The 14,040-nt window shown below is 72.1% G+C and carries 14 protein-coding genes; 7 read left to right on the forward strand and 7 right to left on the reverse strand.

The features are described 5' to 3' along the window. Positions 1-28 precede the first annotated feature (28 nt). The 3 genes from PSQ21_RS16345 to pdhA are packed head-to-tail and all read right to left on the reverse strand — an operon-like array spanning position 29 to position 3,806. Entirely contained in the window at positions 29-1,618 is a 1,590-nt protein-coding gene (locus PSQ21_RS16345) for a dihydrolipoamide acetyltransferase family protein (RefSeq protein ID WP_274031259.1), read from the reverse strand. Beyond that, the gene (locus PSQ21_RS16350) at positions 1,618-2,649 is read right to left on the reverse strand and encodes an alpha-ketoacid dehydrogenase subunit beta (RefSeq protein WP_274031260.1); all 1,032 of its coding nucleotides are present in this window, start codon (positions 2,647-2,649) and stop codon (positions 1,618-1,620) included. The genes PSQ21_RS16345 and PSQ21_RS16350 overlap by 1 nt, the downstream gene beginning before the upstream one ends. Further along, positions 2,646-3,806, reverse strand: coding sequence for a pyruvate dehydrogenase (acetyl-transferring) E1 component subunit alpha (gene pdhA, locus PSQ21_RS16355; RefSeq protein ID WP_274031261.1), 1,161 nt, complete (start codon positions 3,804-3,806; stop codon positions 2,646-2,648). Before pdhA ends, PSQ21_RS16350 begins: the two co-directional genes overlap by 4 nt. Before the next feature lie 239 nt (positions 3,807-4,045). Between pdhA and PSQ21_RS16360 the strand changes: the two genes are divergently transcribed. Then, positions 4,046-4,633, forward strand: a complete 588-nt coding sequence (locus PSQ21_RS16360; RefSeq protein ID WP_397989401.1) for an Lrp/AsnC family transcriptional regulator — start codon at positions 4,046-4,048, stop codon at positions 4,631-4,633. Between the two features lie 76 nt (positions 4,634-4,709). Here the strand turns inward: PSQ21_RS16360 and PSQ21_RS16365 are convergent, their stop codons facing one another. After that, the gene (locus PSQ21_RS16365) at positions 4,710-5,306 is read right to left on the reverse strand and encodes a TetR/AcrR family transcriptional regulator (RefSeq protein ID WP_097868890.1); all 597 of its coding nucleotides are present in this window, start codon (positions 5,304-5,306) and stop codon (positions 4,710-4,712) included. A gap of 156 nt (positions 5,307-5,462) precedes the next feature. On the opposite strand from PSQ21_RS16365, the gene paaN reads away from it, so the two are divergent. Then, positions 5,463-7,163: a phenylacetic acid degradation protein PaaN gene (gene paaN, locus PSQ21_RS16370; protein WP_274031264.1), complete on the forward strand. Its 1,701-nt coding sequence runs from the start codon at positions 5,463-5,465 to the stop codon at positions 7,161-7,163. A gap of 164 nt (positions 7,164-7,327) precedes the next feature. Here paaN and PSQ21_RS16375 read toward each other — a convergent pair whose 3' ends face one another. From PSQ21_RS16375 to PSQ21_RS16385, 3 genes are read right to left on the reverse strand one after another with little or no spacing between them, the layout of a single operon-like run. Beyond that, positions 7,328-8,095, reverse strand: a complete 768-nt coding sequence (locus tag PSQ21_RS16375) for a TrmH family RNA methyltransferase (protein ID WP_274031265.1) — start codon at positions 8,093-8,095, stop codon at positions 7,328-7,330. Then, positions 8,092-9,453, reverse strand: coding sequence for an HTTM domain-containing protein (locus PSQ21_RS16380; protein WP_274031266.1), 1,362 nt, complete (start codon positions 9,451-9,453; stop codon positions 8,092-8,094). Before PSQ21_RS16380 ends, PSQ21_RS16375 begins: the two co-directional genes overlap by 4 nt. Next, positions 9,450-10,271 (reverse strand): DUF5819 family protein, encoded by an 822-nt coding sequence (locus PSQ21_RS16385; protein ID WP_397989290.1) that lies wholly within the window; start codon positions 10,269-10,271, stop codon positions 9,450-9,452. The genes PSQ21_RS16380 and PSQ21_RS16385 overlap by 4 nt, the downstream gene beginning before the upstream one ends. A 115-nt stretch (positions 10,272-10,386) precedes the next feature. Here PSQ21_RS16385 and paaA point away from each other — a divergent pair, with 115 nt between their 5' ends. Genes paaA through PSQ21_RS16410 form a run of 5 tightly spaced genes read left to right on the forward strand, consistent with a single transcriptional unit; the run spans position 10,387 to position 14,031 of the window. Then, the gene (paaA, locus tag PSQ21_RS16390; protein ID WP_274031268.1) at positions 10,387-11,481 is read left to right on the forward strand and encodes a 1,2-phenylacetyl-CoA epoxidase subunit PaaA; all 1,095 of its coding nucleotides are present in this window, start codon (positions 10,387-10,389) and stop codon (positions 11,479-11,481) included. Further along, the gene (gene paaB, locus PSQ21_RS16395) at positions 11,478-11,768 is read left to right on the forward strand and encodes a 1,2-phenylacetyl-CoA epoxidase subunit PaaB (RefSeq protein ID WP_007447213.1); all 291 of its coding nucleotides are present in this window, start codon (positions 11,478-11,480) and stop codon (positions 11,766-11,768) included. The genes paaA and paaB overlap by 4 nt, the downstream gene beginning before the upstream one ends. After that, positions 11,765-12,481: a 1,2-phenylacetyl-CoA epoxidase subunit PaaC gene (gene paaC / locus PSQ21_RS16400; RefSeq protein ID WP_274031270.1), complete on the forward strand. Its 717-nt coding sequence runs from the start codon at positions 11,765-11,767 to the stop codon at positions 12,479-12,481. Before paaB ends, paaC begins: the two co-directional genes overlap by 4 nt. Next, positions 12,475-12,972 (forward strand): 1,2-phenylacetyl-CoA epoxidase subunit PaaD, encoded by a 498-nt coding sequence (gene paaD / locus PSQ21_RS16405; RefSeq protein ID WP_274031271.1) that lies wholly within the window; start codon positions 12,475-12,477, stop codon positions 12,970-12,972. Before paaC ends, paaD begins: the two co-directional genes overlap by 7 nt. Beyond that, positions 12,973-14,031 carry a 2Fe-2S iron-sulfur cluster-binding protein gene (locus PSQ21_RS16410; protein ID WP_274031272.1) on the forward strand — a complete coding sequence of 353 codons (1,059 nt, stop codon included), beginning with the start codon at positions 12,973-12,975 and terminating at the stop codon, positions 14,029-14,031. Positions 14,032-14,040 lie beyond the last annotated feature (9 nt).

The raw sequence follows: 14,040 nt of genomic DNA on the forward strand, positions 1-14,040 counted from the left end.
CGCGTCCGGCAGGACACCGGCCGATCGGCTACAGGGTGCGCAGCAGAACCGCCGGCTGCTCCACGCAGTCCGCCACGTACCGGAGGAAGCCGCCCGCCGTTCCGCCGTCGCACACCCGGTGGTCGAAGGTGAGGGACAGCTGGACGACCTGACGTACGGCCAGCTCGCCCTGGTGCACCCACGGCTTGGGCATGATCCGGCCGACGCCGAGCATCGCCGCTTCCGGGTGGTTGATGATCGGCGTCGAACCGTCGACCCCGAACACCCCGTAGTTGTTCAGCGTGAACGTGCCCCCGGTCAGCTGGGCCGGGCTCAGCTTCCCGGTCCGCGCCAGCTCGGTCAGCCGGGCGATCTCGGCCCCGATCGACTCGGCGTTACGGGTGTGCGCGTCCCGGACGACCGGAACGACGAGGCCCCGCTCGGTCTGGGCCGCGAACCCGAGGTGCACGCCGGGCAGTCGGACGATCTCCCGGGCCTCCTTGTCCACGGTGGAGTTGAGCTCGGGGAACCGGGCCAGCGCCGCCGTGCAGATCCTCGCCAGCAGGGCCAGGACCGACACCTTCGGCCCGGCGGACGGGCCCGTGGCGGCGTTCATCGCGGCCCTGACCGCCATCAGCTCGGTGGCGTCGGCGTCGACCCAGCAGGTGGCGTCCGGGATCTCGGTCCGGCTGCGCGTCAGCTTGTCGGCGACCGCTCGGCGCACCCCGCGCAGCGGAATCCGCTCGGCGGCCGGAGCAGCCGGGGAAACGGAAGCCTCGGCCGCGGAGGCCGGGGGAGCCGCGGTCGGAGCCTCGGGCACTCGGGCCGCGCGCGTCTTCGCCGCCGCGGCCTCCTCCGCCCGCCGGATCGCGCCGTCGACATCGGCGCGCAGGATCAGCCCGTCGGGGCCCGAACCCGCGAGCCGCCGCAGATCGATGTCGTGCTGCCGGGCCAGCCGGCGTACCAGCGGAGAGACCACCGGCACCGGCCCCTCGGACACCGGTGCTTCGGTCACCGGTCCTTCGGCCACCGGATCCCCGGAAGCTTCGGCCACCGGAGCACCGGGAGCTTCGGTCACCGGGGCTGCCGGCACCTGAGCTTCCGGCACCGCGGTCGCCGTCACCGGAGCTTCGGCCTTCAGAGCCCCGGACAGCGCCCGGTCGAGCCGGTCCGGCCGGATGCGCCGACGGCGTGCGGCCGGCGCACCCGTCCCGTACCCCACGAGCACGTTCCCCGAGCCGCCCGAGGACTCCGTGGCGGACGAACCTGACGGCGAGGAGGACGAAGAGAGCGAAGAGGACGTGGAGGACGTGGACGAACCGGAGGAGGCGGAGCCGTTCCGCGCGCCCGTCGGGCCCAGCGGGGCGGGGCCCGGGTTCTCCGGCCCGTCCGGGGCGCCGACGGCGACCGTCAGCAGCGGTGCGCCGACGGGGAGTTCCGTGCCCTCCTCGCCGAACCGCGCGGTCACCACGCCCCCGTAGGGGCAGGGCACCTCCACCATGGCCTTGGCCGTCTCGACCTCGACGACGGGCTGGTCGATGGCGACGACGTCGCCGACCTCCACCAGCCAGCGGACGATCTCCGCCTCGGTCAGTCCCTCACCGAGGTCCGGAAGCTTGAATTCGAGCACCTGGGCCATCAGCTGTCCGCCTCCCACTGCAACCGGGCCACCGCGTCCAGCACCCGGTCCACTCCCGGCAGATGGTGCCGCTCCAGCATGGGCGGCGGGTAGGGGATGTCGAACCCGGCCACCCGCAGCACCGGAGCCTCCAGATGGTGGAAGCACCGCTCGGTGATCCGGGCCGCGATCTCACCGCCGGGCCCGCCGAATCCGGGGGATTCATGGACGACGACCGCGCGCCCGGTGCGCCGCACCGACGCGGCCACCGTCTCGTCGTCGAACGGCACCAGCGAGCGCAGGTCCACCACTTCGAGGTCCCAGCCCTCGGCGACCGCCGCCTCGGCCGCCTCCATGCAGACCGGCAGAGAAGGCCCGTACGTGATCAGCGTGGCGCCGCGCCCGGAGCGGCGCACCACGGCCTTGCCGATCGGCTCGACCGGGGCGGGGGCCTCGGGCGACCAGTCGGCCTTGGACCAGTAGAGCCGCTTGGGCTCCAGGAAGATCACCGGGTCGTCCGAGGCGATCGACTCCCGCAGCAGCCCGTACGCGTCCTCCACCGTGGCCGGCGTGACGACGTGCAGGCCGGGGGTGGCCATGTAGTACGCCTCGGAGGAGTCGCTGTGGTGCTCGACCCCGCCGATCCCGCCGCCGTACGGCACCCGCACGGTGATGGGCAGCGGCATGGCCCCGCCGGTGCGGTTGCGCATCTTGGCGACATGACTCATCAGCTGCTCGAACGCCGGGTAGGCGAACGCGTCGAACTGCATCTCCACCACGGGCCGCAGCCCGTACATCGCCATGCCGACGGCCGCGCCGAGGATGCCGGCCTCGGCCAGCGGGGTGTCGGTGCAGCGGTCGTCGCCGAACTCCTTCGCCAGCCCGTCGGTGATCCGGAAGACCCCTCCGAGCGTGCCCACGTCCTCACCGAGCACATGAACGGTGGGGTCCTCGGCCATCGAGTCGCGGAGCGCGCGGCCGAGGGCCTGCGCCATCGTGGCCGGTTTGGCCTTCGTCCGACGGCCGTCGGCCGTCACTGCCGCGGTCGTCATCGTCCCGCCTCCGCGCCGTGCTCGTCGTGGTCCTGCTCGGCGTCCAGCTCGGCGCGCAGCCCGGCGGCCTGCTCCCGGAGCTGGCTGGTCTGCTCCGCGTAGACATGGGTGAACAGGTCCATCGGAGTCAGCTCCGGATCCGCGTTCATCCGGTCGCGCAGGGCGGCGGCCATATGTTCCGCGGCCTCCTTCGCCTGGGCGATGCCCTCATCGTCCAGCAGCCCGCGCCCCGTCAGCTCATGCTCCAGCAGCCGCACCGGGTCGTGCGCCTTCCAGGCCTCGACCTCACTGTCGACCCGGTAGCGGGTGGCGTCGTCGGCGTTCGTGTGGGCCTCCATGCGGTAGGTGACCGCCTCGACCAGGGTCGGGCCCTCCCCGCGCCGGGCCCGTGCCACAGCCTCGCTCAGCACCTGGTGCACGGCTGCGGCGTCGTTGCCGTCGACCAGGCGGCCCGGCATCCCGTATCCGACGGCCTTGTGGGCGAGGGAGGGGGCGGCGGTCTGCTTGGCCAGCGGCACCGAGATGGCGAAGCCGTTGTTCTGGACGAAGAAGACGACCGGGGCCTTCCAGACGGCCGCGAAGTTGAGCGCCTCGTGGAAGTCGCCCTCGCTGGTGCCGCCGTCGCCGACCATGGCGAGCGCCACCACGTCGTCGCCCTTGAGCCGGGCGGCGTGCGCCAGCCCCACGGCGTGCGGGAGCTGGGTGGCCAAGGGGGTGCACAGCGGGGCGATGCGGTGCTCGCGCGGGTCGTAGCCGGTGTGCCGGTCGCCCCGCAGCAGGGTCAGCGCCTCGACCGGGTCCAGGCCGCGCGCGACAGCGGCCAGCGTGTCGCGGTAGCTGGGGAAGAGCCAGTCGCGCTCCTCCAGGACCAGAGCGGCGGCGATCTCGCACGCCTCCTGGCCGGTGCTCGACGGGTAGACCGCCAGGCGGCCCTGCTTCGTCAGCGCGGTGGCCTGGGCGTTGTAGCGGCGCCCGCGGACCAGCTCGGCGTGGAGCCGGAGCAACAGCTCGGGGTCGACGTCGGCGACCGCGTCCGTACCGAGCACCCGGTAGGGCTCCGGGTCCGGGAGCAGCGGGGCGGGGTCGGTGATCGGCTTCCAGGCCGGGGGCGGCGTGGGCCGGTAGGCGGCCGCGCCGGGCAGCTCTTGGACCGTCATGAGAAGCACCTCCTGGCATCGAGGGAGATCGAGGGGTGGTCGATCGGGGTGTCGGCAGGGAGCGAGACGACGAGGGGTGGGAGAGGCACGGCTGTGGTGTGCCTCACCTACCGATTGTTCGGTCGCGGCGGCATTTTGGCTACAGGCGACGCCAGCCTGTGGACAAACGGTTCTCCACAGCCTGGGATGGAGACAGGTCGTCCACGACAGGGAGGCGCGGGCAGATGACAGCTGAACAAATGGCCGACGGGGACGAGGAGCCGCGCCCGGCCGCGCCCGCCCTCACGCCGCAGGCCGAGTCCGCGGTCGTACCGTCGGCCGCACCCGCGGGCCCGGCGGCGGAGCCCCCGGTTCCGCCCGCACGGCCGCTGGACGCCATCGACCGCGACATCCTGCGCATCCTCCAGACGGACGGCCGCGCCTCGATACGGTCCGTGGCCGAACGGGTCCACGTCTCGCGCGCCAACGCCTACGCCCGCATCAACCGGCTCGTCGAGGACGGCGTGATCCGCGGCTTCGGCGCCCGGGTCGACCACGAGCGGGCGGGCCAGGGGGCGTCCGCGTACATCACGCTCAAGATCGTGCAGAACTCCTGGCGCACGGTGCGCGAGCAGCTTCAGGCGCTGCCCGGGGCGACGCACATCGCCCTGGTCAGCGGCGACTTCGACGTACTGCTCCTGGTGCACACGCCGGACAACCGGGCGCTGCGCGAGCTGGTCCTCACCCGGATCCAGTCCATCCCCGAGGTGCTCTCGACGCGCACCCTGCTGGTGTTCGAGGAGACGGACCTCGGACCGCGCCCGGACCGGCCGGCCGAACTCGCCTGACCGCGATAGGGCGGCCGAGCTCGCCCGACCGCGAGGGGGGCGGCGGAAGTCGCCCGACCGCGAGGCGGGGACGGGCTCAGCGGCCGTTCGCCCGCATCCCCTCGAAAGCCAGCTGGACGACCGTGTCCGCGAGCTGCTCCTCCCCCGGGAAACCGCCCGGCTGTGGCCGGTACCACTCGACCAGCGAGTTCACCATGCCGAACAGCAGCCGGGTCGCCAGCCGTATGTCCACGTCCGCCCGGAGGTCGCCCTCGGCGACCGCGGCCTGGAGCAGCTCCGACACCCGCTGGTCGAACTCGCGGCGCCGCTCCAGCGCCCAGCGCTCCGTCTTCGTGTTCCCGCGCACGCGCAGCAGCAGAGTGACGTAGGGGACCTCGGCCATCAGCAGGTCGACCGTCCGGCGCGTGACGTACTCGACCCGCTCGACCGCGCGCCCGCGCTGCGCCCCCGGCTCGTCGAGGATGGCGAAGAGCCCGTCGAGCGCCCGGCTCACGGCCCGGCGCAGCAGCTCCTCCTTGCCCGCCACATGGTGGTAGATGGAGGACTTCGAGATGCCCGCCGCCCGCGAGAGGTGCTCCATGGAGGTGCCGTCGTAGCCGCGCTCGTTGAAGACACGGACGGCGACGGTGAGCAGGGTCTCCGGTGTGTACGTGTCCCGCTTGGCCGTGGTCATGTCCGCGATCCTCTCCCATGAGGGATCAGCCCCGCACAGGCGGGGACCATCGAAGTTGTCCACAGGTTCCCCGGGGCCCCTTGTCCCGACCGATCGTTCGGTTACTCTAACTCCGTCCGTACGTCCCCGCCCGGCTCGATGAGGAGTTGGTCCGCCATGGCCGCCGCGCTCACCCCCCAGCAGCTGTCCGAGACCCACCGGCCCACGCTCGACCAGGCCCTCGACGTGATCAGTACCCGCGCGTACTGGTCGCCGCACCCCGAGCACCCGAAGGCCTACGGGGAGGGCGGCGCCCCGGGCAGCCTCGGCGCGGCCGAGGGCAAGGCCGCCTTCGACGCCGTCCTGAACACCCGTCTCGACCTGGGACAGCCCGGCACCGACGGCTGGACCGGCGGCGAGGTCTCGCCGTACGGGCCGCGGCTCGGCGTCGAGTATCCGCACGCCGACCTGGACGTCCTGCTTCCGGCGATGAAAGCCGGCACGGGCGCCTGGCGGGCGGCGGGGCCGGAGATCCGGGCCCTGGTCTGTCTGGAGATCCTGTCGCGGATCAGCGCCCGCACCCACGAGCTGGCCCACGCCGTGATGCACACGAGCGGCCAGGCGTTCATGATGGCGTTCCAGGCGGGCGGCCCGCACGCCCAGGACCGTGGCCTGGAGGCCGTCGCGTACGCCTACCGGGAGCAGGTCCGCACCCCGGACACCGCCGACTGGTCCAAGCCGCAGGGCAAGCGCGATCCGCTGAAGCTGCACAAGTCGTTCATCACGTCCGGCCGCGGCGTCGCGCTGCTCATCGGCTGCAACACGTTCCCCACGTGGAACGGCTATCCCGGCCTCTTCGCCTCCCTCGCCACCGGCAACCCGGTGCTGGTCAAGCCGCACCCGCGCGCCGTGCTTCCGCTGGCCCTCACGGTGTCCATCGCCCGCGAGGTGCTGAGCGAGGCGGGCTTCGACCCGAATCTGGTCGCGCTGGCCGCCGAGAGGCCCGGCGAGGGCATCGCCAAGACCCTCGCGGTCCGCCCCGAGATCCGGATCATCGACTACACCGGCTCCACCGCCTTCGGCGACTGGCTGGAGGAGAACGCCCGCCAGGCCCAGGTCTACACGGAGAAGGCCGGCGTCAACACGATCGTCCTCGACTCCACCGACGACTACCGGGGCATGCTCGCCAACCTGGCGTTCTCGCTCTCGCTGTACAGCGGCCAGATGTGCACCACCCCGCAGAACCTGCTGATCCCCCGGGACGGCATCGCCACCGACGACGGCGCCAAGTCCTACGACGACGTGGTCGCCGACATCGCGGCCGCCGTCACCGGACTGCTCGGGGACGACGCCCGCGCGTCCGCGCTGCTCGGCGCGCTGGTCAATCCGGACGTCAGGGCCCGGGTGGAGGCGGCCGGTGAGCTGGGTGAGGTGGCCCTCCCCTCGCGGACGGTGGCGAACGCCGAGTTCCCCGACGCCGTCGTCCGTACGCCGGTCGTCGTGAAGCTCGACGGCACCAAGACCGACGACGGCGCGGCCTACCTCTCGGAGTGCTTCGGGCCGGTGTCCTTCGCCGTCGCCGTCGAGTCGACGCCCGCCGCCCTGGAGCTGCTCCGCCGCACGATCCGCGACAAGGGGGCGATGACGGTCGGCGCCTACACCACGTCCCCCGAGGTGGAGCGGGCCGTCGAGGACGTCTGCCTGGACGAGTCGGCCCAGCTCTCGCTCAACCTGACCGGTGGGGTCTACGTCAACCAGACCGCGGCCTTCTCCGACTTCCACGGCTCCGGCGGCAACCCCGCCGCGAACGCGGCGCTCTGCGACGGAGCCTTCGTCGCCAACCGCTTCCGCGTGGTGGAGGTGCGCCGCCAGGCGTGACTAAGGGCTGTCCCGCAATTCCCGGTGGATAAGCGCGCGGCGTCAGATGCGGTGCATCGCAAGGCGGAGGGACGTCCGCATACTGGATGTATGTGGACGTTCCGACAGCGCGGCGAGGTGCCGTAGCTGTCGTCGCGCGCCCGCCGGGAATTGCGGGACAGCCCTTAGCGGGTCTCTCGCGGATCCGGGATGTCGGCGTGGCGCTGCACCCACGCGTGCATCGCGATGGCCGCGGCGGCACCGGCGTTGATGGACCGGGTCGAGCCGAACTGCGCGATCGAGCACACCATGGTGGCGTGCTCACGCGCTTCCTCGGTCAGGCCCGGCCCCTCCTGCCCGAAGAGCAGGACGCAGCGGCGCGGCAGCTCGGTGCGCTCCAGCGGTACGGCGCCGGGAAGGTTGTCGATCCCGATGATCGGCAGCCCCTCGGCCGCCGCCCACGCGGTCAGTTCCGCCGTGTCGGGGTGGTGGCGCACATGCTGGTAGCGGTCGGTGACCATGGCACCGCGCCGGTTCCAGCGCCGGCGGCCCACGATGTGGATCTCCTTGGCCAGGAAGGCGTTGGCGGTCCGCACCACCGAGCCGATGTTGAAGTCGTGGCCCCAGTTCTCCACGGCCACATGGAAGTCGTGCCGCCGCAGGTCGAGATCGGCGACGATCGCCTCCCGCGTCCAGTAGCGGTACGCGTCACCGACGTTGCGCCGGTCGCCCTGGGCCAGCAGCTCGGGGTCGTAGCGCTCGCCCTCGGGCCAGGGCAGCGGGTGCGGCCCGACACCGATCGGCTGGCCGTAGCCGTCGTCGTACTGGAGGGGTTCCGCCGGGTGGGGCTCCGCCGGGGCGGAGCCCTCCGGGACGGCCGTCGGCCGGGCGGGGGCCGAGGGCCGGTCCGCCGCTGCCGGGGTCTGATGGGTTCTGCCGGTCTCACTGCTCACCCGACGAGCGTATGGCCCCCGCCGCCGCCCTGGAGCCGGGGCTCCTCCGTACCACCCCGGCCCTCTTTCGTCGGGCCTGACTCCGACGGGTCCGGAGAGCCGGGCGCTCCGGGCTCCCCCGGCGTACGCGACCGGCCCGGCAGCCCGGAGAGCAGCCGCCGTCTGCCGACCGTGACACGGGCTCCCAGCCACATCAGGAAGGCCGTCGGCAGGAACACCGCGTCGGCCGCGATCATCGCCATGGAGAAGAACGGCAGCCCCAGCAGCAGGGCGATCCCCGCGTGCTCGCAGATCATCGCGACCAGCAGGACGTTCTTGACCCGCCGGTTGAACAGCGTGAACGGAAAGGCGACCTGCACGATGACCGTGCCGTACGTCAGCACCAGCACCATCAGCCCGCTGGCGCCCAGAATCTCCGACAGGGCGGGCCACGGGGTGAAGTAGTCCAGGTTGAGCGGGTAGTAGAGCGCGGTGCCGTCCTGCCAGCGCGATCCCTGGATCTTGTACCAGCCGGCGGTCGCGTAGATCAGACAGACCTCGGCCATGATCACGGCGAGCGTGGCGTTGTGCGCGAGGTTGGCCAGCACATCGAGCAGGGTGCGCGGCTCACCGTGCGGCAGATAGCGGTTCACGGCCCACCAGGCGGCGGCGGAGAGCCAGATCGTCCACAGCAGAGCGGGGAGCCACCAGGTGCCGCCGAGCCCTCCCATCAGCGTGGCCGCCACGAGGACGGGGCCGAGGAGCACCCAGAGCACCGGGCCCACGATGTCCCGCGGGGGCGGCAGGCCCGCCGCGGCCCGCCGCGCGTCGCGCGCCGCTCGACGGGCGTCCAGCGACCAGACCTGGGCGCAGCGCGTCAGCACCAGGTAGATCGCCATGAGGTGGACGACGTTGTCGCCGCCGTCGCCCATGAAGATGCTGCGGTTCTGCACCGAGAGCACGCCGACCATGAAGAGGACGGACATGGTCCGGGTCCGCCAGCCGAGCAGCAGCGCCGCCGCGGACAGCAGCGTGAGGGCGTACACGGCCTCGAACCAGACCGTGCTGTCGGTCCACATCAGGACGGAGAAGGCCTCGTTGCCCTCCGTGAGCCGACGGGCCAGGTCCCAGTGCCACGGGCTGTCCGGGCCGTACAGCTCATGGCGGTTCGGCAGCTCGCGCAGCAGGAAGAAGAAGTAGGTGGCGGCGAAGCCGATCCGGACGACGGCGCTCTGGTACGGGCCGAGGGCCGAGGCGGTGACGCGCTGGAGGGCGCGGGCCGGGCCGCCGAGCGGGCCGCCGGAGCGGGGTACGGCCGGGCGGGGGCCCGATGGCCGCGGGGCCGCGTTCCGGGGGGCCGGGGGCGAGGGGACGGTCACTGGCTCTCCTCCACGCCGTGCGCCTCGTCCCGGTCCTGGCCCGCGTCACGCTCGGGAAGATCGTCCGGGGTCACGGTCCACCAGGGGAGTACGCGGTAGACGGGCCGGGTGCTGATCTTCTCGTCGCTCCACGGCGGCGGGGCGATGGAGCTGGTGGCGGAGCGGAGCTGGATACGCTCGATCGTGCCGCCGTAGTCGCGCTCGCTCAGCCGCAACATCGCGATGCGCCGCACATAGCTCTCGGAGAGATCCCCGCGCAGGCCGTTGGGGCGGTTCTCGCTGTCATGGGAATTGACGTAGAAGTCCCAGCCCCGGCGGAGCTCGTTCTGGTCCACATGGCTGGGGAAGAGGCTCCCGCGTATCCCTTTGCTGTCCTCGTACGTCAGGTTCATCCACCTGGTCGTGCGGCGGCCGTCGGCCCCCGCCACCTCGGCCCGCACGTGGACGGCGATGTTCTGCTGGAGCGGGTTGGGCGCGAAGAGCTTCCAGTTCTGCTCGAACTCCGGGTAGATCCAGCGGTCGATCGTCTTCCCGTGCTGTTTGGTCAGCGTGTTGGACGGGGCGACGTGCAGGAACACCATGACCACCTGCGTGCAGGCGAGCAGCGCGATCAGGGACAGCGCCAGGGCCGCGACCATCTGGTAGGGGAAGGAGAGCCCGGCTATGCCCCGGCCGGTGGCCGAGGGCTCCCCCACCGGCGGCGAGGGCGCCGGCGGTATCGCTTCGGGGGTGTCCCGCGCATCCGTCGGCCGGTTCAACGCCTGCGGCCAGACGCCCTTCCCCCCGTCCGCAGAGCTCCTGTCGTGGTCCGAATCCATCCCGCCCCGCTCACCGTCGATCACCACTCAGTTATCCACAGGGTTGACACCCTACGGGCCTCCGACTCACCATTGAAGCCAAGGAACCGAACGATCGGTCGGTAGGGAGCCCGGGATGGCGGCAGTGACTGCGGACCAGACGACGCAGAAGACGCTCGGCACGGAGGACGCGGTGGACGCGGACCGCGTCGCGGCCTTCGACGCGGTCGTGGCGGCGGACGAGCGGATCGAGCCGCGCGACTGGATGCCCGACGCCTACCGGGCGACGCTGATCCGCCAGATGGCCCAGCACGCCCACTCGGAGATCATCGGCATGCAGCCCGAGGCCAACTGGATCACCCGGGCGCCCTCGCTGCGGCGCAAGGCGATCCTCATGGCCAAGGTGCAGGACGAGGCAGGCCACGGCCTGTATCTCTACAGCGCCGCCGAGACCCTGGGCACCAGCCGCGAGGAGCTGCTCGACAAGCTCCACGCGGGCCGCCAGCGCTATTCGTCGATCTTCAACTACCCCACGCTGACCTGGGCCGACGTCGGTGCGATCGGCTGGCTGGTGGACGGGGCGGCGATCACCAACCAGGTGCCGCTCTGCCGCTGCTCCTACGGCCCCTACGCCCGTGCGATGGTCCGCATCTGCAAGGAGGAGTCCTTCCACCAGCGCCAGGGGTACGAGTTGCTGCTCGCCCTCAGCCGCGGCACCGAGGCCCAGCACGCCATGGCCCAGGACGCGGTGAACCGCTGGTGGTGGCCCTCCTTGATGATGTTCGGTCCGCCCGACGACGCCTCGTCGCACTCCGAGCAGTCCATGGCCTGGAAGATCAAGCGGCACTCCAACGACGAGCTGCGCCGGCGCTTCGTGGACATCTGCGTGCCCCAGGCCGAAGCGCTGGGCCTGGAGCTCCCCGACCCCGACATCCGGTGGAACGAGGAGCTCGGCCGGCACGACTTCGGCGCGATCGACTGGGCCGAGTTCCAGGCGGTCCTCAAGGGCAACGGCCCCTGCAACGAGCAGCGGATCACCCAGCGGCGCCGGGCACACGAGGAGGGCGCCTGGGTCCGGGACGCGGCAGCCGCGTACGCCGCCAAGCACGCCCCGACCCAGTCACCGGCCCAGGCAGCGCCCCAGGCACCGGCATCGGCATCGGCATCGGCATCGGCATCGGCATCGGCACAGCACAGCGCGCCCGCGCGCCACATGGAGGAGACGGCATGAGCAGCTCGACCGACTGGCCTCTGTGGGAGGTGTTCGTGCGCTCACGGCGCGGACTGTCCCACACCCATGCGGGCAGCCTGCACGCGCCGGACGCCGAGATGGCCCTGCGCAACGCCCGCGACCTCTACACGCGCCGCTCGGAAGGCGTCTCGATCTGGGTGGTCCCCTCCACCGGGATCACCGCCTCCTCCCCCGACGAGAAGGACTCCTTCTTCGAGCCGGCCGGCGACAAGCCCTACCGCCACCCGACCTTCTACGAGATCCCGGACGGGGTGAAGCACCTGTGAGCGCCGCACTCGCCCTCGGCGACGACGCGCTGGTGCTCTCGCACCGGCTGGGGGAGTGGGCCGGCCACGCCCCCGTCCTGGAGGAGGAGGTGGCCCTGGCCAACATCGCCCTCGACCTGCTGGGACAGGCCCGGGTGCTGCTCTCGCTCGTCGGCGACGAGGACGAGCTGGCCTACCTCCGCGAGGAGCGGGACTTCCGCAACCTCCAACTGGTCGAGCAGCCGAACGGGGACTTCGCGCACACCGTCGCCCGGCAGCTCTACTTCTCGGTCTACCAGCACCTGCTGTACGAGCGGCTGGCGGCCGGGGACAGCGAGTTCACCGGTCTCGCGGCCAAGGCCGTCAAGGAGGTGGCCTACCACCGCGACCACGCCGAGCAGTGGGTCCTGAGACTCGGCGACGGCACCGCGGAAAGTCACGACCGGATGCGGAGCGGGCTGGACGCGCTGTGGCGGTTCACCGGGGAGATGTTCCAGCCGGTCGAAGGGCTGGACACCCCGGAGTCCGGTGTCGACTGGAGTGCGCTGCGAAGCAGTTGGCTCGCCGCCGTCGCCGATGTCGTCGAGCGGGCCGGGCTGACCCTCCCGGCAGGCCCGCAGTCCGGGGGCTGGGCGGCCGGAGCGGGCCGACAGGGCCTGCACACCGAGCCGTTCGGCCGCATGATCGCCGAGATGCAGCACCTGCACCGCAGCCATCCGGGGGCGTCATGGTGACCGACACCCGGCTGGAGGCGGAGCTGCGCGCCCTCGCCGGCTCCGTGCCCGACCCCGAACTGCCGGTGCTGACCCTGGCCGAGCTCGGCGTTCTGCGGGACGTACGGATGGAGGGGCCGGGCCGGGTGACCGTGCGGCTCACCCCGACCTACACCGGCTGCCCGGCGATCGAGGCGATGTCCGCCGACATCGAGCGGGTGCTGCACGACCACGGCGTCCCGGACGTCTCCGTGGTCACGGTCCTGGCGCCGCCCTGGTCGACGGACGACATCAGCGCCGAGGGGCGCCGCAAGCTCGCCGAGTTCGGCATCGCCCCGCCGCGCGCCCAGGGCCCCGACGGCGGCCCCGTGCCGCTGACGCTCTCGGTGCGCTGCCCGCACTGCGGTTCCACGGACACGGAGCTGCTCAGCCGGTTCTCCTCCACGGCGTGCAAGGCCCTGCGCCGCTGCGTCGCCTGCCGCGAACCGTTCGACCACTTCAAGGAGTTGTAGATGTTCCATCCGCTCCGGGTCAGCGCGATCGAACGGATCACGGACGACGCGGTAGCCGTGACGCTCGCCGTGCCGGCCGAGCTGCGCGAGACCTTCCGCCACACCCCCGGCCAGCACCTGAACGTGCGCTACACCGTGGACGGCCAGGAGATCCGCCGTTCGTACTCGATCTGCGCACCGGCCACCGAGCAGCCCGGCGAACCGGTCCTGCGGGTGGGCATCCGCCGGGTCGACGGCGGGGCCTTCTCCACGTACGCCCTGAAGGAACTGGCCGTCGGGGACCGGGTGGAGGCCATGCCTCCGATGGGCCGCTTCGTCCTGGAGCCCCGTCCCGGTCTGTTCGCGGCGGTGGTCGGCGGCAGCGGTATCACCCCGGTGCTGTCCATGGCGGCCACCCTGCTCGACCGGGAGCCGAAGGCACGGTTCTGCCTGATCCGCAGCGACCGCACGGCGGCCTCGACGATGTTCCTCGACGAGGTGGCCGACCTCAAGGACCGGTATCCGGACCGCTTCCAGCTGGTCACCGCCCTCTCCCGGGAGGAACAGTCGGCCGGCCTCCCCTCCGGGCGGCTCGACGCCGAACGGCTCACCGGCCTGCTGCCCGCCGTGGTTCCGGTGGCAGAGGTGGACGGCTGGTTCCTGTGCGGGCCGCTCGGCCTCGTACGGGGCACGGAGAAGGCCCTGAAGACCCTCGGCGTCGACCGCTCCCGGGTCCACCAGGAGATCTTCCACGTCGACGAGGGCCCCACCGACGTGACGGTGGCCAAGGTCGCCGCCCCCTCCGACGCCGTGCTGACGGCCACCCTCCACGGCCGCTCGGGCAGCTGGCCCGTACAGGACAGCGAGTCCCTGCTGGAAACGGTGCTGCGAAGCCGCTCGGACGCTCCGTACGCCTGCAAGGGAGGGGTGTGCGGGACCTGCCGGGCGTTCCTCGTCTCCGGAGAGGTCCGGATGGACCGCAACTTCGCGCTGGAACCGGAGGAGACCGGGGCGGGCTTCGTGCTGGCCTGCCAGTCGCATCCCCTCACCCCGGAGGTGGAGCTGGACTTCGACCGCTGAGGCGCGCGT

The sequence above is a fragment of the Streptomyces sp. MMBL 11-1 genome (assembly GCF_028622875.1).
Classification (GTDB): Bacteria; Actinomycetota; Actinomycetes; order Streptomycetales; family Streptomycetaceae; genus Streptomyces.

Excerpts from the sequence above, each read along its gene's own strand:
- PSQ21_RS16345 (WP_274031259.1), bottom strand. The coding sequence starts at position 1,618 with ATGGCCCAGGTGCTCGAATTCAAGCTTCCGGACCTCGGTGAGGGACTG.
- PSQ21_RS16350 (WP_274031260.1), bottom strand. The coding sequence starts at position 2,649 with ATGACGACCGCGGCAGTGACGGCCGACGGCCGTCGGACGAAGGCCAAA.
- pdhA (WP_274031261.1), bottom strand. The coding sequence starts at position 3,806 with ATGACGGTCCAAGAGCTGCCCGGCGCGGCCGCCTACCGGCCCACGCCG.
- PSQ21_RS16360 (WP_397989401.1), top strand. The coding sequence starts at position 4,046 with ATGGCCGACGGGGACGAGGAGCCGCGCCCGGCCGCGCCCGCCCTCACG.
- PSQ21_RS16365 (WP_097868890.1), bottom strand. The coding sequence starts at position 5,306 with ATGACCACGGCCAAGCGGGACACGTACACACCGGAGACCCTGCTCACC.
- paaN (WP_274031264.1), top strand. The coding sequence starts at position 5,463 with ATGGCCGCCGCGCTCACCCCCCAGCAGCTGTCCGAGACCCACCGGCCC.
- PSQ21_RS16385 (WP_397989290.1), bottom strand. The coding sequence starts at position 10,271 with ATGGATTCGGACCACGACAGGAGCTCTGCGGACGGGGGGAAGGGCGTC.
- paaA (WP_274031268.1), top strand. The coding sequence starts at position 10,387 with ATGGCGGCAGTGACTGCGGACCAGACGACGCAGAAGACGCTCGGCACG.
- paaB (WP_007447213.1), top strand. The coding sequence starts at position 11,478 with ATGAGCAGCTCGACCGACTGGCCTCTGTGGGAGGTGTTCGTGCGCTCA.
- paaD (WP_274031271.1), top strand. The coding sequence starts at position 12,475 with ATGGTGACCGACACCCGGCTGGAGGCGGAGCTGCGCGCCCTCGCCGGC.
- PSQ21_RS16410 (WP_274031272.1), top strand. The coding sequence starts at position 12,973 with ATGTTCCATCCGCTCCGGGTCAGCGCGATCGAACGGATCACGGACGAC.